Raw genomic sequence first — 18954 nt, forward strand, 5'->3', positions numbered from 1 at the left:
GGCACGTGCAGACCTTTCGTCATGGCCTCCTACCTTTCTTTCGGGCCTTACTGGCCGAATGTATCAGCGCCCCTCCATATGGGACGCTGCTTGCTGACAGCTCTAGTTATATCCAAATTCCATTCGTAATGCTACCTCGCCCCCGAACGGTCAGCAAAGTACGATGAACGGTATATCGCATATGATTTCCCATGATGCACTTCAGTTTCGTAAAGCAGATTTTCCTAGGTAAACGTTATTTTTCTAGGAAATCAAGCTTGAACACTCAAAGTTATCCATGATTCAAAATTGCATAGTGAAAACGGTTTTCTGCATATAAATGACGCTTGCCCTCGATTCGACCTACATTCGATTATATTCAGCTTGCTATCATTCTTATTCATACATTCTCACCAGTTGAGTGAGGATATAGATCGCTTGCTCAAAGCACCGGACGTTAGTGCTTCGGCTTGTCAGCGTAAGAAGTAGGTAAAGATACCGTTCACGCGATACGTCCGTGCCAGCGGTCGACTAAATTGAGACAATAGTGAATTAGAGTTAGGCTACCGTCCCCTGCGGGGACTGAACGGACAGATGCATATGCCGAGCAAAATCGAAAAGAAACAAAAGGCCGCTAAGCTGCGCAAGCCGCCGCGCGACTTCTCGTACACGCAAAACCGAGAGCTTAGCTGGCTGCGCTTTGACAACCGCGTGCTTGACGAAGCCTTCGACGAGACCGTTCCGCTGTTCGAGCGTCTAAAGTTCGTGTCGATTTTCGAGTCTAACCTCGACGAGTTTCTCATGGTGCGTGTGGGCGGCCTGTCCGATCTTGCAGAGCTCAAAAAACAGCCTGTCGACAACAAGAGCAATATGACCGCCTCCGAACAGGTCGATGCTGTCATGGCAGAGCTGCCCGGGCTCCTTACCCGTTGGGAGTCCATCTTTAAGAGCATCGAGGACAAGCTCGACGCTCTGGGCGTTCACCGCGCCCGCATCGATTCGCTTACGCCCGAGGAGCGCACCTTCGTAACCCGCTACTTCCAAGCCTACGTGTCGCCGGTCATCTCGCCGTTGGTCATTGACCCGCGCCATCCCTTCCCCAACCTGCGCAACGGCGCACTCTATCTGGCTTGTGGCCTGGACGGCGTCACCGACGAGGAGAGCCTGCTGGGCCTTATCGAGATTCCCACCTCGATGAACCGCGTGGTCGAGATCCCCTCGCCCACCGGCACCTACTCCTACATCTTGCTCGAGGACGTCATCCTCGCCTGCCTGGACAGTTGCTTTGGCTCCTATAAGCCGCTGGACCGCGCGCTGATCCGCGTCACCCGCAATGCCGATATCGACCCGGACGGCGAAGGCGTCGAGGAGGAAGAGGATTACCGCCAGCACATGAAGCGCATCCTCAAGAAGCGCCTGCGCCTGCAGCCGGTGGTGCTCGCCGTATCGGGCTCGCTCGAGAAGGCAACGCTCAAGACCATCCGCAAGGCGCTCGAGCTTTCTCGCCGCTCGGTCTTTACCTGCGATATCCCCCTTGACCTTGGCTACGTCTTTGGCATTGAGGGTAAGATTCCCGAGCACCTGCGCAATGAGCTCCTCTTTACGCCGTTTAAGCCGCAGCCCAATCCCACCATCGATATGGCCCGCTCCATCCGCGAGCAGGTGCTGCAGCACGACAAGCTGCTCTTTTACCCTTACGAGACAATGAACCCGTTCTTGGACCTGGTGCACGAAGCAGCCTATGACCCCGAGTGTATCTCGCTGCGCATCACGCTCTACCGTGTGGCAAAGCAGAGCCGTCTGTGCGAGTCGCTCATCGATGCTGCCGAAAACGGCAAAGAGGTCACGGTGCTCATGGAGCTTCGTGCCCGCTTTGACGAGCAAAACAACATCGAATGGGCCGAGCGCCTGGAAGAGGCCGGCTGCACCGTTATCTACGGCTCCGAGGGCTTTAAGTGCCACTCAAAGATCTGCCAGCTCACCTATCGCGAGGGCATGGCGCTTACCCGCCTGACGCTTTTGGGTACCGGCAACTTTAACGAGAAGACGGCCAAGCTCTACAGCGACTTTATGCTCATGACCGCGCATCCCGGCATCGGCGAGGACGCCAACCTGTTCTTCCGCAACCTGTCGCTGGGCAACCTGCGCGGCGACTACCGCTTCCTGGGCGTGGCGCCCGTGGGCCTCAAGCCGCTCATCATGCGCGGCCTGGACCGCGAGATTCAGCGCGCCCTTGTCGGCGAGCCCGCCCGCGTGTTCTTTAAGCTCAACTCGCTTACCGACCGCGAGGTCATCGACAAGATTGCCGAGGCATCGTGTGCCGGCGTGCGCGTGGACATGATCATTCGCGGCATCTCGTGCCTCAAGCCCGGTGTTCCGGGCAAGACCGAGAACGTGCACGTGCGATCCATCGTCGGACGTTTTTTGGAGCATGCGCGCGTCTATGCCTTTGGCGTGGACTCGGACATGATCTACCTGAGCTCGGCAGACATGATGACGCGCAACACCGAGCACCGCGTGGAGATCGCCTTCCCCGTGCTCGACCCCACCTGCCGCGCCCTGGTGCACGAGTACATGGGCATGCAGCTGCGCGACAACGTGAAGGCACGCAGCCTGACGAGTGACGGCACCTGGGTTCCGGTGGAGCGCAAAGAGGACGAGAAACCCTTCAACTCGCAGGAAGCCCTGCTGGAGCGCGCGTATCGCAACGCCGAGGCCGCCGCGCAGCAGCGCGCACAGGAGAAGGAACGTGTGGCCGAAAAAGTTATCCAGGACGAGATTGAACATGGGGCGGCTGCCAAACCGGAAGCGGTTGCCGCTCTCCCGGTGAATGAGCCCGAGGCTGCCGCAGAGCCCGCCGTGGAGAAAGCGCCCGAGGCCGCTACTGCGACTCCGGAGCCCGCCGCCGAGGCAAAGCCCGCCCCTGCTCCTGAGCCGCAGCCGGCCACACCCAAGGTCCAAGAGGTCCAGGCGACCGTCATTGAGCCCAAGCCTGCACCTGCACCTCAGCCCGAGCCGCAGGTCACCAAGCCCGCACCCGAGACGAGCGCCCGTCGCGATAAGCCCGCCGGCAAGACCAAGGCCATCGAGCGCCATCGCCCCGGTCGCGTGCGCATAGGCCTGGGCCTGATCGGCCTGGGTCTAAAGACGCTCATTACCGGCAAGACGAAATAGTCGTTTGTAGAAGCGCCCCGCATTTGAGGAAAGCCTCGGATGCGGGGCGCTTTTCCCTGCTACCATGGTGCGAATAACAACGCGAATGACAGGCAGGAATATGAAGCTCACTATAGAATCGATGACCTACGGCGCCGACGGGCTGGCGCACGCCGACAACGGCAAGGCCGTCTTTGTGCAGGGCGCCGTGGCAGGCGACACCGTCGAGGCCGAGGTCGTACAGGACGGCAAGTCGTTCATGCGTGCCCGCACCACCGAGATTCTGGAGCCAAGCCCCGATCGCATTCAGCCTCCCTGCCCCTTCGTGGGCATCTGCGGCGGCTGCTCGTGGGGCAATCTCTCACGCACGGCACAGCTCGCCGCCAAGGAGCAAAACCTGCGCTCCACGCTCGAGCGCATCGGCAAGTTCGCTCCTGAGCAGGTCGATGAGTTGGTACAGCCCATCTGCCACACCAAGGACGACTGGGGCTACCGCAATAAAATCGAGCTCGAACCGACCGTCGTCAACGGTCGCGTGCGTCTTGGCATGCACGGTGTCGACCCCAGCAAAATCGTGACCGTCGATACGTGCCCGCTGTTCGACAAGCGCTTCCCGAAGGCGCTCAAATCGGTCGTCGGCGCACTCAACTATCTAAGCGGCAGCCATGACTTGGGGCTCGAACGCGTGGGCATTCGCGCATCACGCCGCACCAAGGCACTCGAGGTCGCACTCTGGACGCCCACAGGCTCTTTTCCGCGCTCGCAGGTCTCCCGCGTGCTGGCGGACGCCGCTCACCCCACGAGCATCGTGCGCGTGATGAGCAAGGGCGAAAAGAAGGCCCGCCGTGTCTCCAAGGTCGAAATGCTCGCCGGAGAGGGCTCATGGACCGAGAATATCGCCGAGGGTCAGATGCGCTTGTCTGCCCCGTCTTTTTTCCAGGTCAACACCAAGGGTGCCGAGATTTTGATCGAGCTTGTCATGGAAGCACTCGACCCGCAGGAAGACGAGCTTGCCGTGGACCTGTACTGTGGTGCCGGCACCTTTACCCTGCCGCTCGCCCGCCGCTGCGACTTTGTCGCCGCCGTCGAGGCCTACGGCCCCGCCGTGCGCGACCTGCGCCGTAACCTGGAGATCAACAAGCTTGATAACGTCGACGTCATTGGCGGAGACGCGGTGCGCGAGTTCCCCGACCAGGATGCCGACGTCTTGGTGGTCGACCCGCCACGCGCAGGCCTCGCCCCCGAGGCGATCGACCTTATCGCCAGCACGAGTGCTCGCGATGTCGCCTACGTGAGCTGCGACCCGGCCACCCTGGCGCGCGATCTCAAACGCTTTGTCGAAGAAGGCACCTTCTTCCCCGTAAAGATCACGCCAGTCGACCTGTTCCCACAAACCTTCCACTGCGAGACCGTCGTCCACCTTAGGCGCAACTAGACTGTTTGCCCAAGGCCACGCCCGATGATTTTTCTGGGACGGGGATTAAATAATCAATTTGTACCAAATGATTATTTAATCCCCGTCCCTTTTTAAACATTGGGAAATCGAGCGTGGCAAGCGCATGTCTTCGGGGTATAAGACGCCTAATTGTATGCCGCCTTACGAAAGGAACTCTCATGCCCAGCGTTGCCGTTCTCGCCGCCGATGGCTTTGAAACGATTGAATGCCTGACCATGGTCGACGTCATGCGTCGCGGCGGCGTGCGCGCCACGCTCGTCTCGATCATGCCCACGCGCGAGGTCGTGAGCTCGCTGCAGATTCCCGTAACCTGTGATGCGCTCTTTGACGAAATCAACTTTGACGAGTACGACTGCGTCGTGCTGCCCGGCGGCCTGCCCGGTGCCACCAACCTGCGCGCCGACCAGCGCGTCTGCGACGTAGTCTGCGATTTCGCCGCGACCAAGCACGTTGCCGCCATCTGCGCCGCCCCGTTTATCCTGGGCGAGCTTGGTCTACTCGAGGGACGCCGCGCCACGTGCTTCCCCGGCTTTGAGAAGAGCTTCCCCGAGGGCACCTATACCGGCGAGAAGGTCACGCAAGACGGCAATATCATCACCGCTAGCGGCATGGCACAGTCACTCCCCTTTGCCTTGGAGCTGCTGCGCACGCTCGCCGGCGAAAAGGCCGTCGAGAAGGTCGCCGAGGGCATCCAACTATGATTTTGGCTTCGCAATCGCCGCGCCGCATAGAGCTGATGCGCGAGGCGGGCTATAACATTCGCGTAATTCCCGCAGACATCGATGAAACGCCTTTTGATGGCGAAGCTCCGCTTACGCTCGTCGAGCGCTTGGCGCGTGCCAAAGCTGCTGCCGTCGCGGCCGAGCATGCCGAGCCCAACGAACTGACCGTCGCGGCCGATACCATCGTCACCTTCGATGGCATGATTTTGGGTAAGCCGGCAAACGAGGACGAGGCGCGCACCATGCTCCGCGAGCTTTCGGGCCGCACGCACCAGGTGGCGACCGGCGTCTGCATCGTTAAAGCCGGCGACGCTACAGCTCCGCATGCCGCCGAGAGCCTGTCGTTTGTCGATGTGACCGACGTGACGTTCTATGAGCTTACCGAGGAGCAGATCAAGCGCTATGTTGCCTCCGGCGAACCCATGGACAAGGCCGGAGCCTACGGCATCCAGGGCACAGGCGGCCGCATGCTCGTGCACGACATTTCGGGTGACTTCTACAACGTGGTGGGCTTGCCCATCGCCCGCGTCGCACGCGCGATTCAAAAACTCTCGTAATTGCATCTGGCGCTGGGTATCCCCCAGCGCCTACAATTTTGCCGTACCGTACGGATCCCGACCGGGCATAAGGCCCGGCGGAAAACCGATAGGAGATAATATGGACACACTGCTCGAAGCCATCGATGTTTGCAACGTCGATGGCTTTTGCTTTGGCAACTATACGGACGAGGAGGCTGGCACCGGCTGCACCGTAATCGTGGCGCCCGAGGGTGCCACCGGTGGCGTTGACGTACGCGGTGGCGCTCCCGCTTCGCGCGAGACCGACCTGCTGCGCCCCGAAAACACCGTCGATAAGGTCCACGCCGTCTGCCTTTCGGGTGGATCGGCCTTTGGCCTCGAGGCTGCAAGCGGCGTCGCTCGCGAGCTTGAGAGCCGCGGCATCGGCCTTCCCGTCGGCCCCACGCAGGTGCCTATCGTGTGCTCCAGCTGTATCTTCGACCTCGCCTTTGGCGATCCCACCGTGCGCCCCGACATAGAGGCCGGCATCGCCGCCGTGCATGAGGCACTCGACAACACCCCCACCACGCTCGAGCAGGGCAATGTAGGTGCCGGCACGGGTGCCACCGTCGGAAAGCTCATGGGGCCCGCCACCTGCATGAAGGCCGGTCTCGGAGCTGCCGCCGTGGCGCTCGGCCCCGTCAAGGTGGGCGCCGTGGTCTCGGTCAACGCCTGCGGCAACGTCGTCGACCCCTTCACCGGCGAGTGGGTCGCCGGCATGCGCGCCGCAGCCGATAGCGACCAGATCGTCGACATGGAGCTCGCCGCCTTTGCCGCCGCCGGCTCTATGCAGATGCCGCTCGACCGCACCAACACCACCATCAGCTGTATCGTCACCAACGTGGAGCTCACCAAGGCCCAGGCCACCAAGGTCTCCCAGATGGCAGCAGACGCCTACGCGCACGCCATCCGCCCCACACACACCACCAACGACGGCGACACCATCTACACCCTCGCCAGCGGCAAACTGGGAGCCCAGGCAAGCGCCGCCGTTCCCCTAGACCTGCTGGGCATGCTCGCCGTAAGGGCCCTACAGACCGCCATCGTAAACGGAGCCAAAAGCGCCAAAACCTCCCACGGCATCCCCGGCGCCGCGAAGTAATCTCACTCGACCGTCGGTCGGAGGCGGGCGGGCATTACGTTTGCTGCTCTACAGTCCTATGCAAGACGAAGGCCACATTAAGTGGCCTTCTTTGCATGCGGAACTCGCGACAAACGTAATGCCCGCCCGTCTCCGACCGACTTCCAACCTAATTCTTTTCAGCCCAGGCCCCTGTGTACCGCGCGTCTAAGATCTTCAAAATTCAGCTGCCTGACAATCGATTCTTATAGCAGAGGCCCCTTGGCCTTTAGTTTGATACAAGTTCCGCACGAGCCGGAAAGCACTTAATGTGCTTTCCGTGCGAGCAGGACTGTTCGCAGTAGCAAACTAAAGGCCAAGGGGCCCAGTCAACCCATCAGCAGCGATTACTCAGCAGCTAGTTGAATTTGAAGATCTTTGAGGCAAGACGGTATAGGCCGAGTGTGGTTTTGTCACCAGCCCGACCGCGCAGGTTGGTGAAGAAGCCGACCACACCGTAGCGTGCACGACGATACATACGCTCGTCATAGGCCTTTAAATCACTCCACAACGTCTTCAGGCGCTCGTCGGCACAATCCTCGTCGGAAAGCTTAGTGAGCACCGAGCAGATTGCCATCATCATGGTGAAATAGCCCATCATGTACGAGCGCAGACGCGACGACTCGACATCGCTGTACAGGTGGAACGACTCCATCATGATGCGCGTCACGCGAAACTGTTGGTCCAGACGCTTGACCATCGTGGCCTCGTTGACGCTTTGGCCCTCACGGCCGATAAAGTAGCGGTAGAGGTCGATGTCGGCGTAGTACATGGTCTTGCAGCGCGGTAGCGGCACGTAGGCGTAGATGTTGTCTACATAGAACGTGTGCGGCGGCATAGGCAGATTGGACGCGCGCAGCACATCCGTGCGATAGCACAGGCTGTGCATGAGCAGATTCTGGTCCAGACGGAAATGACCAATCTGGTCCCAGGTAAAGATCTTTTTCCGCGGCAGGGCAAACTTGTAGCCAATAGCGGTGTGCGTACCCTCGTAAACCTTCTCGTACACATAGTTCGAGATAAAGAGGTCGACGCGCTGGTCGCGCTCCTCAAAACCGCGAAGGATCGAAAGCATGGTCGACAGGGCTGCGCCATCGAGCCAGTCGTCCGAGTCGACAACTTTGTAGTAGGTGCCCTGTGCCTCGCGCAAGCCCGAAAGGACGGCAATGCCGTGGCCGCCGTTCTCCTGATGCACCGCGCGGATGATTCCGGGGTAACGCGTCTCCCACTCATCGGCCTTGGCCGCCGTCTCGTCCTTGGAACCGTCATCGACGATGATGATCTCGATATCGGTGGCGTAATTGCTCCCCTCCAGAATGGAGGTGATGCAATGGTCCATGTCCTTGGCGGCGTTATACGAGGGAATACCGAATGATATGACTTTATGCATGGCAGGCGATAATCTCATCCGAAAGATCGAGGGCGGAGTTGGTCACGGCATCCATATCGTAGTAACGATACTCGGCCAGGCGACCCACCGGGTGGAAGTTCGTCAGGTTCTGAACGCGCTCAAGATAGCACTCATAGAGCTCACGGTTCTCGGGCTCCAGAATGGCGTAGTACGGCGTCTCGCCCGAGCCGGGCGTATAGGCCTTGGAGTACTCCTTCATGATGGTGGTCTTGCCGGGCAGGACCTGACCGGTCATGTTCTTGAACTCGGTGATACGCGTGTAATCCTCGCTCGTGGTGTAGTTGACGGTGCCCACGGGCTGGAACTGGTCCATATCGAGCGTCTCGAACTTCATGTCGAGCGTACGGTACGGCAGAGCGCCCAAGTCGAGGTTGAACAGCTCGTCGAGCGGACCGGTGTAGACGATCTCGCCGCCATAGACCTTGCCGTCGATCTTGACGGTGGTCTCGTCGATCTCGAAGAGATCGCGGGCGTCCACGTCGCAGAACACATCAATCAGATCGTGGTCGAGCATGTGCTCGAACAGCGCGGTATAGCCGTCCTGCGGCATGCCCTGGAAGGGAGCCTGCGGGAAGTAGCGGTCATCGTCGCCCACAAAGACGGGAACGCGACCGGTGATCGAGGGATCGATCTGGTCGGGCGTCTGGCCCCACTGCTTCATGGTGTAATGCAAAAAGACGTTCTCGTAGACGTAATCGGCGACCTCGGCAAGATCCGGGTCGTTCTTCTTGCGCAGCTCCATGATGGGCACCTTGACGTCCTTGCCAAAGGTCTCCACGAGCTTCTGATACAGCTCCTCGCCGCGCTCGTCGCCAAAGGCGAGCTTGAGGCTCGCGTGGTTAAAAGGCACGGGCATGAGGGTGCCGTTGATGTTGGCAAGCACCTTGTGCTGGTAGTCCGTCCACTTGGTAAAGCGCGACAGGAAATTGTGGACGCGCTCATTAAAGGTATGGTAGATGTGCGGACCATACTCGTGGACCAGGATTCCGGCCTCATCAGCGCAGTCGTAGGCGTTACCCGCAATGTGGCTACGGCGCTCCAGAACGGCAACACGATAGCCGATGGTCTCGGCGAGACGGCGGGCACAAACGGCACCGGCATAACCGGCACCGACGACAATCATGTCGTATGCGCCGGCGTTAAAGCCTTCAGGCAGGCCTGAGGTAATCTGCATCGATACTCCTTGTCAAAAGCCACGGGCTCGTTAGCTGGGCTTTTCTCGAACATTCTTCGAGACATATTTATCAGAGCGATTATAGCGCTAATGCGTCCTATAATGAGCTTGCCACACAAGGAAAGCTCAAGCACCGCGGCGAACATAATTGAAAGGTAAACCCGCTAGCAGCGGGTTTATTCGTGAACAGCCGGGCGCCTGGAGCTTAGCGAAACGCTTGTAAGGAGTAACATGAGCGATTTCCTAAACCGTATGAAGTCTGCCGCCAAGGCCGACCTTAAGACGATCGTCCTGCCCGAGGGCGAGGATCCGCGCACCATCGTCGCAGCCACCAAGATCATCGAGGAGGGCCTGGCAAAGATCGTCATCCTGGGTAACCCCGACGAGATCAACGTTCCCGGCGCTACCGTCATCGATCCGCGCAATGCCGAGAAGCACGAGGAGTACGCGCAGAAGTTTGCCGAGCTCCGCGCCAAGAAGGGCGTCACCATCGAGCAGGCTCGCGCCCAGGTGATGGACGCTACCTACTTTGGCACCATGATGGTCAAGATGGGCGATGCCGACGGCCTGGTCTCCGGCGCCTGCCACTCCACCGCCGACACCCTGCGCCCCGCGCTGCAGATCCTCAAGACCGCCCCGGGCACCAAGCTGGTCTCGGCCTTCTTCGTGATGTGCACCGACACCCCGCAGTTCGGCACCGACGGCACGCTGATCTTCGCCGACTGCGGCCTCAACATCAACCCGTCCTCCGACGAGCTCTCCGAGATCGCCATCGCCTCCGCTCACTCCTGGTCCACCTTCATGGGCAACGTTGAGCCGCACGTGGCCATGCTCTCCTACTCCACCATGGGCTCCGCCGGCGGCGAGGTCGCCAAGAAGGTCCAGGAGGCCGTAAAGTTCTGCCACGAGAAGGCTCCCGAGCTCGCCATCGATGGCGACCTGCAGCTCGATGCCGCTATCGTCCCCACCGTCGCCCAGCTCAAGGCTCCCGGCTCCTCCGTTGCCGGCAAGGCCAACGTGCTGGTGTTCCCCGACCTTGAGGCCGGCAACATCGGCTACAAGCTCGTCCAGCGCTTCGCCGGCGCCGACGCCTACGGCCCCATCCTGCAGGGCATCGCCAAGCCGGTCAACGACCTTTCGCGCGGCTGCTCTGCCGACGACATCGTGGGTGTCGTTGCCATCACCGCCGTCCAGGCTCAGATGGCTGAGTAGCGGACATATCCCCTCGGGACCCTACAGGGTAAAGCTCTGAAAACGTCCTCGGACATGTCGGAAGCCCCCGCTGCGCGCTACGCGCGGCGGGGGCTTCCTCCGTCCTGCGGAATGTTTTCAGAGCTTTACCCTGTAGGGTCCCTGCCGCTACGTAGCAATCAGGGCATCTGGAGTGGACGGCGGCTTGACTACGAGCTGGGGCTGAAGATCTGAATGGATGGGTGCCGTTGCTAGGGGCGCAAGCGTTGCTGGCGATGGTCACTTTGGGACTGGTATTTCCGCCTGCTAGTAAAAAGGCCTCCGGAGCTGTTGCTCTGGAGGCCTTTCGTTTACTTGTAAATGCGCGCGTTAGTTGTTCTTGGTCAGACGCTCGACGTCGTGGGCGATCATGTATTCCTCGTCGGTGGGGATGACCATGACCGTGACGGCGGAACCGGCGGCACTGATGACCTGCGGGCCGCTGCCCACGGCCTCACGGTTCTTGTTGTTGTCGATGCGCACGCCCAACCACTCAAAGCAGTCGCAGAAGGCCTTGCGGATCGACCAGTCGTTCTCGCCGATGCCGGCAGTGAAGGTAATGGTATCCACGCCCGCCATAGAAGCGATCATGGAGCCGGCCTGCTGCATAGCCTTATAGGCGAACATATCGAAGGCGAGCAGGCAGCGCTCATCTCCCTCGGAGGCGCGCGTGCGAATGTCGCGGGCGTCGTTGGAGATACCCGAGATGGCGAGCAGACCAGACTGCTTGTTCATCATGTCGTCGACTTCCTGGTAGCTGTAGCCGCCCTCGCGCTGCAGGTAGCACACGGTAGCCGGGTCGATAGAGCCGCAGCGGGTTCCCATCATCAGGCCGTCAAGCGGCGTGAGCCCCATCGTGGTGTCACGGCATACACCGTCCTCGATGGCGGCAAGCGAGGCGCCGTTGCCCAAATGGCACGAGAGCAGGCGGTGGCAGCGCGAGCCCAGGATCTCCTTGGCCATCATCCACTCGTAGCGGTGGCTCGTACCGTGGGCGCCGTACTTGCGCACGTGGTACTTGTCGCACACGTCCTTGGGCAGGGCGTAGGTGTAGGCAACCTCGGGCATGGTCATGTGAAACGAGGTGTCGAAGACGGCCACGTTGGGCAGCTCCGGATACTTCTCACGGCAATACTCGATTGCTGCGGCCTCGCCATAATTGTGCAGCGGGGCGAGCGGGGCCACCTCGAGAATCTTAGCCATGACCTCGTCGTCGACGACCGCGGAATCCTTAAAGTGCCAACCGCCTTGAACAATGCGATGGCCAATGCCATCGATCGTAAAGTCGGTCTTCTCGAGCTCCTCGAGCACACGCGCGATAGCCGAACGGTGATCCGGGAAGGGAACCTCCTCGGTTTGCTTGGCGCCACCGTTCTCGGAGTGGCCAAAGATGCCCATGTCCGAACCGATACGCTCGCAGTTGCCCTTGGCGAAAACCTCGCGGGTATCGGTATCCAAAAGCTGATATTTAAGGCTTGAGCTACCGGCGTTGACAACAAGTACGTTCATGAGACTCCTTTGCAGTGCGATACGGTCGGCGCAGACCCCTTAAGGCGGCCGCATGTTAATAAGAAGTTATCACACCTTGATAAATAGCTATCAGGCATATCGCCCAACGAGCACAAAAGAGGGGCCGAACGGCGCTCGGTCGTCCAGCCCCTCCCCTCTTGCAATTACTTGCCGTTGACGATGCGCTCGACGTCGGAAGCGATCATGAACTCCTCGTCCGTGGGGATGACGAAAATCTTGACCTTGGAATCCTTGGCGGACAGGCACCAAGCGCCGTCGCCACGCAGGGCGTTACGGGCGTGATCCATCTTGACACCCATAAAGGCCAGACGATCGGCCACGCCGGCGCGAACGGCCGGAGCGTGCTCGCCAATGCCGGCGGTAAAGACGAGCGTGTCCATGCCGCACATGGAAGTAGCCATCTCGGCGGCCTTGGCGGCAATCTTGTAGACAAACATGTCGAAGGCAAGCTGAGCCTCGGGGTCACCAGCGGCGGCGAGCTCCTCGACGTTGCGGCAGTCGTTGGTCTTGCCGCCGGTCACAGCCAAAAGGCCGGACTTCTTGTTCATCATCTCGTCGACCTCGTCGAAGGTGTAGCCGCCCTCGCGCTGCAGGTAGCACACGGTAGCCGGGTCGATGGAGCCGCAGCGGGTGCCCATCATGACGCCGTCGAGCGGGGTGAGGCCCATAGTGGTATCCATGCACTTGCCGTCCTCGATGGCGCACAGGGAAGCGCCGGAGCCGATATGGCACACGACGACCTTGCGGGCCTCGCCGTTGGTCATCTCGGCGACCTTCTTGGAAATGTAGCGGTAGCTGGTGCCGTGGGCGCCATACTTACGGATGTGCAGTTTGTCGCAGACGTCCTTGGGCAGAGCGTAAGTCTTGGCGACCTCGGGCATGTTGAAGTGGAAGGCGGTGTCATAGACCGTGACGTTGGGCAGGTCGGGATACTGCTCCAGGCAGAACTCGATAACGTTGGCCTCGGGATTGTTGTGGAGCGGCGCGAGCGGGGCGACCTCGCGGATCTTAGCGAGAACGTCCTCGTCGACGAGGGAGGAGTCGCCAAAGTACCAACCGCCCTGAACGATGCGGTGGCCGATGCCCTCAATCTTGACGCCGTTGGCCTCGAGGTCCTTCAGGACAACCTCGATGGCGACCTTGTGGTCGGGGAACTCGATGTTCTCGGTCACCTTCTTGGAACCGTTGGCAGCATGGGTGAAGGTACCGCCGGTGAAGCAGACGCGCTCGCAGGAGCCCTTTGCGGACACCTTGTGGGACTTGGTATCGATGACCTGATACTTAAGGGTCGAAGATCCTGCGTTGACGACCAGAACGTTCATGTGTCTCCCTACTAACAGGCGGTGTGGCGCCGCCAGGTTACATACGCTTCAATAATAAACCCAAACGCCCTCGCGCTCGGGTTTATTGCGTTGATATATAAGTTATCGGTGCCTAAATACTCATGGCCTTTGGCTTGTAAGACGAAAGAGCGCGGGGATATACACCAGAGAAGAAATCCCGAGCGCAACAAGCAATATGACTCGAATATCCGCGATGCTGCTCAACGCAGCATTGAACAGGTAGAAAAGGATGGCACCCACCGCCACCATCTGGCTTTGAACCGAAATCAGTGAACAGCGCATCGAAGAATCGGCAGCATTTTGAAAAATCGAGTATTTGATTGGGGCAAACAACGAGTACGCAACCGTCTGCAGCACATAGAACACGGGCAGCAAATTAGCCGGAGTAAGGGGAATCAAAAACAAAGCTGTCAATACTAAGCGAATGATGCCGCAAATACGCGTAAAACGGCCCTTGTCGACACGAGCAATCACACTGGGCACAATAAATCCTATGGAGGCGGAGGCAAGGAGCTGGACCGCAATGGTCACGCCCGAAGCGACGGCATTCATTCCGCGGCCTGCAAGCAACAGTGAGAAGAAGTCTTCCAGGGCGACGAAGGCAAATGCCTGAGAACAGTCCATGATGAACGCTGACCGAAGAATGCCATTACCCGCAATAGCAGCACCGATCATCTTCGGGCTCATTCCATGCCCAGGTGTCACCGCAGCGCCCTCTCTTCTCGCCTCAGGAATACAGACAACGACAACCAATGTCAGCACCATTGTGATGATATCGACCGAAAGCCCAATGAGATACGCGCCAGCGGACGAAATGAAACCGCCCACACAAGCGGAGAGGGCATAAGAGGCATAGAAAACAAATCGCTCAACGACATTAAGTCTTACGAGCTGGTCCTGAGAGACGCTGTCAATGTAAATCGCTTCTATGGATCCGCTCAACATGCAACGGCAAAACCTTTGAGAGCGAACGCACCGATTAAAAGCAGAGGAGAACGGACGAGAAGCAGGGCGGCGTAGTATCCAAGCATCCCCACGACGCCAACGAGACCGCTTGTCTTTCGTCCAAACCTATCAGCAATATAGCCAGTAGGAACTTCAAGGATGAACTTGCTCACTTGATATGCAATCATCATGCTAGAAATCGCCACCATCGAGAATCCGACGAATTCAAGGTAAACCGTCAGAAAATACAAAATGGTGCTGAAGTTCGACAGAAAAACGAACGTCATATAAAGCAAAACCGTACGGTTTTTCATGCTCCGCCCTCCAAGAGTCAGCAATCTAAATCGGAATCTTGGAAAAGCATGAGGGCAAAGCTGTCAGCTATGTGTTGCAAGGCGTCAATAATCACTTGACGTCTCGAAGCCAATTAATTTCGCGAAGCAAGATGACGCAATAGGTGCAGAAAAACCGTCTGGTGTCGATCAGTCCAGGAATTTTGCCGATAGCAAAAGTAGATAGGCAAGGTTACATCACGCGAGCCTTCAATGGAGCACTCACTCACTTCTGATCCATCCGATGCGAGAGAGGACCCGGACAAACTCAATATCAATCCCCCGGCTTGAAGAAACTCAGCCTGAGCCCTGCTTCCGTATTCAACATCACGGAAGCGAAAATTGACGAGCTGGGCTTCAGGGCATTGGTTGATCGCATTGAGACAGGGTGACAAATTAATGGGAACAGCGAGCCTGCCGCCCAGTAACTCACGAACGGTCATAGCGCCCACGGATTGATGACCCGCTGGGCAGGAAAGAACCTTGAGCTCCTTTTCACCCAAGTATTTCGAAGAAAGGACACTATCCCTTGGTTCCTCAAATGAGATGGCCGCATCCGAAATGCCAAGCACAAGTGATTCAAAGCATGTAGCCGTTGGCTGATGCCACACATCAAGGTGAATATGAGGGTGCGAGCTTTCAAACGAGTCATACCAGTTTTCGGCAAAAAGTCGCCCCCGCCCATGAAGGCAGGGGGCGTAAAGACGAAAGTGGCCGTCGGGCGAGACGCCGTCGTCCCTCGATTGAGCGTACTTTTTGAGATCGTCGACTTGTGCCAGGATCACGCGTGCACGACGCGCAAATTCTCTGCCCGCCGAAGACAAAACAGCCTCACCCGCCGATCGGTCAAGCAAAACAATCTGATACTCAGATTCCAACTTTTTGATTGCCGACGAAACGGCCTGCGGACTCACATGAACGGCGCGAGCTGCTTTGCGCACGCCGCCATAGTTCGCTACCGCTTGAAGGTATTCGAGTTGAGAAAGCTGCATAGACTACTCCAAAGGCAGCCAAGTCGACGGGCTACGCGTCCTCAGATGAGGTTCTCGCCCAGGTTTTTGCCACCGAGGACGTGCATGTGGAAGTGCATGACGGTCTGGCCGGCGTTGACGCCCTTGTTGGAGATGACGCGGAAACCGTCCTCCAGGCCCTTGACCTTGGCGACCTCCTGGATGGCGTGAGCCATGGCGCCCATGGTCTCGGCGGGCACGTTGTCGGCGATGTCGCTGTAGTGCTTCTTGGGGATCACGAGTGTGTGGACCGGCGCCTGGGGGTTGAGGTCGTCGAAGGCGATGACCTGGTCGTCCTCATAGACAACGGTTGAGGGAATCTCGTGGTTGGCGATTTTGCAGAAGATGCAATCACACATGGCTGGTTCCTTTCTCACAGACCAAGGTAATTATATTTGGTCGGGATGGTTAGAACGAAAGCTTGTCGTCGGTGTTGGCGGCCTCGCCGTCGGCGAGCACGTCGTTGCCGTCGACGTCCTTAAGGAGCACCGAGACCTTCTGCTCGGCATCGGACAGGCGGGTGCGTAGGCTCTTGAGGAGCTCGACGCCGCGGGTATAGCTCTCGAGTGACTCCTCGAGCTCCATATCGCCCGACTCCAAGCTGCGGATGATGAGTTCCAACTCCTGCGAAGCCTGCTTGTACGTAAGCTGCTCGACCGGGGTCTTCTCTGCCATATCTGTTTCCTTTCCTAAAGGCTTATCGCTATGTAACGCGGCCTACTCGACCGCATCGACCGTTGCCGCCACATTGCCGTCTGCCATGCGCACGCGGATGGCGTCGCCGGGCTTAAAGGTCTTGGCGGTCGTAGCCACCCCATCATCGCTGTACGCGATGGAATAGCCACGGGCAAGCACCTTGAGCGGCGACAGGGCATCGAGCGACGCGGCAGCTCGGCCTAAGTCGGACGCAGGCTTGCTGAGCATCGTGCGCCCCTGATGCTCCAGACGGGAGCTCGCAAGTGTGAGCGCATGGCGCTTGCCATCGAGCCCTGAGGTGCTTGCGATCAAGCGCTCGGGCAGACGCTCGAAGTTGGAGCGGAAGGCCCCAACCGAACGCGTTATGGCGCCGGACAGACGATCGGCCGTCAGGGCAAGCTCGGACTCGCGACGCTCGACCATAAACGTGGGGTCGTTGAGGCACGGGCGGCATGCGGCTGCATCGAGCGCGTCGCCCAGACGAGCCGTATAGGCATCCCAGGCTCGACGACCGCGCTGGTCGAGCATTTCCAGATCGACCTGATCCGACCCGATCATCGAAGCCATCGCGGCGCCCAGACGCTGATGGCGCGTCTCGAGCACGTCGGCCAACTCCGTCATAGCCGGCGCCACCGATTCTGCCGCTGCCGTTGGCGTGGAGGCGCGACGGTCGCTCACCATGTCGCAAATCGAGGTATCGGGCTCATGGCCAATACCGGTCACCACGGGCACAGGACAAGCCGCCACTGCGCGGGCAAGCTCCTCGTCATTAAAGGTCATGAGGTCCTCAAAGGAGCCGCCGCCGCGCACCAGCAAAATACAGTCGGGCGCCGGCGTAATGGAAGCGGCGCGGCGCAAGCCCTCGATGAGCTCGGCCGGCGCACCCTCGCCTTGAACCTTGGCGCCCACGCAGACGAGCTCGACGAGCGGGTTGCGACGACGCAACGTGCGCTTGACGTCGTCGATTACGGCACCCGAAAGCGAGGTGACGACCGCCACGCGGGAGCAGAACACCGGGATGCGGCGCTTGCGCGCTTCGTCCATCAGGCCCTCGCGGCGTAGCTTTTCGGCCAGTTGCGCCACTTGTTGACGCAGCAGACCCTCCCCCGCCAACGAAAATGAGCGGGCAACAAAGCTCATGCGACCCGTGGGCTTATAGAGATTGAAGCTGCCCTTAAAGCTCACCTGCATGCCATCGCGCAGATCGAAGGTGCGCTTGAGATAGGCGCCCTTCCAGATAATGCAGTCGACGGCGGCCGAGTCGTCCTTGATCTGGAAGTAGCAGTGACCGCTTCGGGCGTTAGGACCACGAAAACCTGTGACCTCGCCCAGAACGCTCAGCTGCGGAATGGCATCGAGCGCACCGGCGGCGATCTCCACTGCCTGGCTCACGCTGAGCTCCTTGCGCTCCTGATCGTCCGAACCGTCGAACTCGGCGGAAACGGCATTGCCGGTTAGATTCCAGCCTGCCACGCAGCCTCCTTTCGTTATCGAGCACAAGGGCTTCGACCCTGCGCAGATTCAAGTCCAACACATAGTACAGCGCCGCGGGGACAAGAATCTCCGCGGCGCCTGTCAAGCCAATTTGTTATCGGTTGGAGTTTCTGTTGTAGCGGGCCATCAGGTAGAGCAGCTGAATAATCGAGGTGAGCGCCGCCGCCACGTAGGTGAGCGCGGCTGCCGTCAGCACCTTCTTGGCACCGTTGACCTGCTTGGAACTCATGCCCGACTGCTCGATATACGCCACGGCGCGGCGACTGGCATCGATCTCGACAGGCAACGTAACGAGTTGGAACAGCACACTAAACGAGAAGAAGATCAATGCGAGGGTCGTGAGCCCGGCGATGTTCATAAACAGGCCCAAGAGCAACACGATGGTCCAGGTGTTCTGGGTAAAGTTGACGACCGGGACCAGGGCGGTGCGAACCTTCATCATGGCGTAACCGCTCTGACGCTGGGCGGCATGACCCGCCTCGTGGCAGGCCACGGCAACGCTTGCGACCGATCCGCCCGAACGGTTAGCGTCCGAGAGATACAGGTTGTTATCCTGCGGGTTGTAGTGGTCGGTGAGCTCACCGGCAACGCCCTTGATACCCACGGCGTTGCAACCGTTGGCGTCGAGCATGCGGCGAGCGACCGTGGCACCCGTGTCGCCGTCCGAGCGAACCTTGGACCAGGTCTTGTACGTCGAGTTGATATAGCTCTGCGCCGCAAGACCAAGCACCGTACAAACAAGGACAACCAGCAGGTACAGCGGGTCGATGCCAAAGCCGTAACCATAGTAATAGGGCATGCG

The 18954-nt window shown here is 59.3% G+C and carries 17 protein-coding genes; 6 read left to right on the forward strand and 11 right to left on the reverse strand.

The genetic code is table 11. The features are described 5' to 3' along the window. Positions 1-579 precede the first annotated feature (579 nt). The 5 genes from ppk1 to DW823_RS08530 all read left to right on the forward strand — a co-directional run bounded on the left by ppk1 (position 580) and on the right by DW823_RS08530 (position 6969). Positions 580-3153 carry a polyphosphate kinase 1 gene (ppk1, locus tag DW823_RS08510; protein ID WP_233543060.1) on the forward strand — a complete coding sequence of 858 codons (2574 nt, stop codon included), beginning with the start codon at positions 580-582 and terminating at the stop codon, positions 3151-3153. Between the two features lie 85 nt (positions 3154-3238). After that, positions 3239-4567, forward strand: coding sequence for a 23S rRNA (uracil(1939)-C(5))-methyltransferase RlmD (gene rlmD, locus DW823_RS08515; RefSeq protein WP_118081767.1), 1329 nt, complete (start codon positions 3239-3241; stop codon positions 4565-4567). A 179-nt stretch (positions 4568-4746) separates the two neighbouring features. Beyond that, the gene (locus DW823_RS08520; protein ID WP_118081769.1) at positions 4747-5289 is read left to right on the forward strand and encodes a DJ-1 family glyoxalase III; all 543 of its coding nucleotides are present in this window, start codon (positions 4747-4749) and stop codon (positions 5287-5289) included. Continuing rightward, positions 5286-5867: a nucleoside triphosphate pyrophosphatase gene (locus DW823_RS08525; protein ID WP_055252337.1), complete on the forward strand. Its 582-nt coding sequence runs from the start codon at positions 5286-5288 to the stop codon at positions 5865-5867. The genes DW823_RS08520 and DW823_RS08525 overlap by 4 nt, the downstream gene beginning before the upstream one ends. Before the next feature lie 100 nt (positions 5868-5967). Continuing rightward, complete coding sequence (locus DW823_RS08530; RefSeq protein ID WP_055252338.1) at positions 5968-6969, forward strand: P1 family peptidase; 1002 nt, start codon at positions 5968-5970, stop codon at positions 6967-6969. 376 nt (positions 6970-7345) lie between these two features. Here the strand turns inward: DW823_RS08530 and DW823_RS08535 are convergent, their stop codons facing one another. Then, positions 7346-8377 carry a glycosyltransferase family 2 protein gene (locus tag DW823_RS08535; protein ID WP_118081771.1) on the reverse strand — a complete coding sequence of 344 codons (1032 nt, stop codon included), beginning with the start codon at positions 8375-8377 and terminating at the stop codon, positions 7346-7348. Next, on the reverse strand, positions 8370-9572 hold the full coding sequence (gene glf / locus DW823_RS08540) for a UDP-galactopyranose mutase (protein ID WP_118081773.1): 1203 nt from the start codon (positions 9570-9572) through the stop codon (positions 8370-8372). Before glf ends, DW823_RS08535 begins: the two co-directional genes overlap by 8 nt. A gap of 231 nt (positions 9573-9803) precedes the next feature. Between glf and pta the strand changes: the two genes are divergently transcribed. Then, complete coding sequence (pta, locus tag DW823_RS08545) at positions 9804-10784, forward strand: phosphate acetyltransferase (RefSeq protein WP_055252341.1); 981 nt, start codon at positions 9804-9806, stop codon at positions 10782-10784. 348 nt (positions 10785-11132) lie between these two features. Here pta and DW823_RS08550 read toward each other — a convergent pair whose 3' ends face one another. The 9 genes from DW823_RS08550 to DW823_RS08590 all read right to left on the reverse strand — a co-directional run bounded on the left by DW823_RS08550 (position 11133) and on the right by DW823_RS08590 (position 18951). Beyond that, entirely contained in the window at positions 11133-12311 is a 1179-nt protein-coding gene (locus tag DW823_RS08550) for an acetate/propionate family kinase (protein WP_055252342.1), read from the reverse strand. Positions 12312-12475: 164 nt separating this feature from the next. Continuing rightward, positions 12476-13654, reverse strand: coding sequence for an acetate/propionate family kinase (locus DW823_RS08555; RefSeq protein WP_055252343.1), 1179 nt, complete (start codon positions 13652-13654; stop codon positions 12476-12478). Positions 13655-13774: 120 nt separating this feature from the next. After that, on the reverse strand, positions 13775-14620 hold the full coding sequence (locus DW823_RS08560; protein WP_118081775.1) for a hypothetical protein: 846 nt from the start codon (positions 14618-14620) through the stop codon (positions 13775-13777). Further along, positions 14614-14934, reverse strand: coding sequence for an MFS transporter (locus DW823_RS08565; protein WP_118081777.1), 321 nt, complete (start codon positions 14932-14934; stop codon positions 14614-14616). Before DW823_RS08565 ends, DW823_RS08560 begins: the two co-directional genes overlap by 7 nt. 113 nt (positions 14935-15047) lie before the next feature. Next, positions 15048-15944, reverse strand: coding sequence for a LysR family transcriptional regulator (locus tag DW823_RS08570; protein WP_055252345.1), 897 nt, complete (start codon positions 15942-15944; stop codon positions 15048-15050). A 41-nt stretch (positions 15945-15985) separates the two neighbouring features. Further along, positions 15986-16321: a histidine triad nucleotide-binding protein gene (locus DW823_RS08575; RefSeq protein ID WP_022094103.1), complete on the reverse strand. Its 336-nt coding sequence runs from the start codon at positions 16319-16321 to the stop codon at positions 15986-15988. A 49-nt stretch (positions 16322-16370) separates the two neighbouring features. Then, on the reverse strand, positions 16371-16637 hold the full coding sequence (gene xseB, locus DW823_RS08580) for an exodeoxyribonuclease VII small subunit (protein ID WP_055252347.1): 267 nt from the start codon (positions 16635-16637) through the stop codon (positions 16371-16373). Between the two features lie 42 nt (positions 16638-16679). After that, positions 16680-18131, reverse strand: a complete 1452-nt coding sequence (gene xseA / locus DW823_RS08585; protein WP_349125606.1) for an exodeoxyribonuclease VII large subunit — start codon at positions 18129-18131, stop codon at positions 16680-16682. A gap of 115 nt (positions 18132-18246) precedes the next feature. Beyond that, positions 18247-18951: a zinc metallopeptidase gene (locus DW823_RS08590; RefSeq protein WP_118081779.1), complete on the reverse strand. Its 705-nt coding sequence runs from the start codon at positions 18949-18951 to the stop codon at positions 18247-18249. Positions 18952-18954: the final 3 nt, after the last annotated feature.

Origin of the sequence: Collinsella sp. AM34-10 (assembly GCF_003469185.1) — a bacterium.
Taxonomy (GTDB): Bacteria; Actinomycetota; Coriobacteriia; order Coriobacteriales; family Coriobacteriaceae; genus Collinsella.

Bases quoted from the DNA above. Each gene is read 5' to 3' on its own strand.
- ppk1 (WP_233543060.1), top strand. From the start codon at position 580: ATGCCGAGCAAAATCGAAAAGAAACAAAAGGCCGCTAAGCTGCGCAAG.
- rlmD (WP_118081767.1), top strand. From the start codon at position 3,239: ATGACAGGCAGGAATATGAAGCTCACTATAGAATCGATGACCTACGGC.
- DW823_RS08520 (WP_118081769.1), top strand. From the start codon at position 4,747: ATGCCCAGCGTTGCCGTTCTCGCCGCCGATGGCTTTGAAACGATTGAA.
- DW823_RS08525 (WP_055252337.1), top strand. From the start codon at position 5,286: ATGATTTTGGCTTCGCAATCGCCGCGCCGCATAGAGCTGATGCGCGAG.
- DW823_RS08530 (WP_055252338.1), top strand. From the start codon at position 5,968: ATGGACACACTGCTCGAAGCCATCGATGTTTGCAACGTCGATGGCTTT.
- DW823_RS08535 (WP_118081771.1), bottom strand. From the start codon at position 8,377: ATGCATAAAGTCATATCATTCGGTATTCCCTCGTATAACGCCGCCAAG.
- glf (WP_118081773.1), bottom strand. From the start codon at position 9,572: ATGCAGATTACCTCAGGCCTGCCTGAAGGCTTTAACGCCGGCGCATAC.
- pta (WP_055252341.1), top strand. From the start codon at position 9,804: ATGAGCGATTTCCTAAACCGTATGAAGTCTGCCGCCAAGGCCGACCTT.
- DW823_RS08550 (WP_055252342.1), bottom strand. From the start codon at position 12,311: ATGAACGTACTTGTTGTCAACGCCGGTAGCTCAAGCCTTAAATATCAG.
- DW823_RS08555 (WP_055252343.1), bottom strand. From the start codon at position 13,654: ATGAACGTTCTGGTCGTCAACGCAGGATCTTCGACCCTTAAGTATCAG.
- DW823_RS08560 (WP_118081775.1), bottom strand. From the start codon at position 14,620: ATGTTGAGCGGATCCATAGAAGCGATTTACATTGACAGCGTCTCTCAG.
- DW823_RS08565 (WP_118081777.1), bottom strand. From the start codon at position 14,934: ATGAAAAACCGTACGGTTTTGCTTTATATGACGTTCGTTTTTCTGTCG.
- DW823_RS08570 (WP_055252345.1), bottom strand. From the start codon at position 15,944: ATGCAGCTTTCTCAACTCGAATACCTTCAAGCGGTAGCGAACTATGGC.
- DW823_RS08575 (WP_022094103.1), bottom strand. From the start codon at position 16,321: ATGTGTGATTGCATCTTCTGCAAAATCGCCAACCACGAGATTCCCTCA.
- xseB (WP_055252347.1), bottom strand. From the start codon at position 16,637: ATGGCAGAGAAGACCCCGGTCGAGCAGCTTACGTACAAGCAGGCTTCG.
- DW823_RS08590 (WP_118081779.1), bottom strand. From the start codon at position 18,951: ATGCCCTATTACTATGGTTACGGCTTTGGCATCGACCCGCTGTACCTG.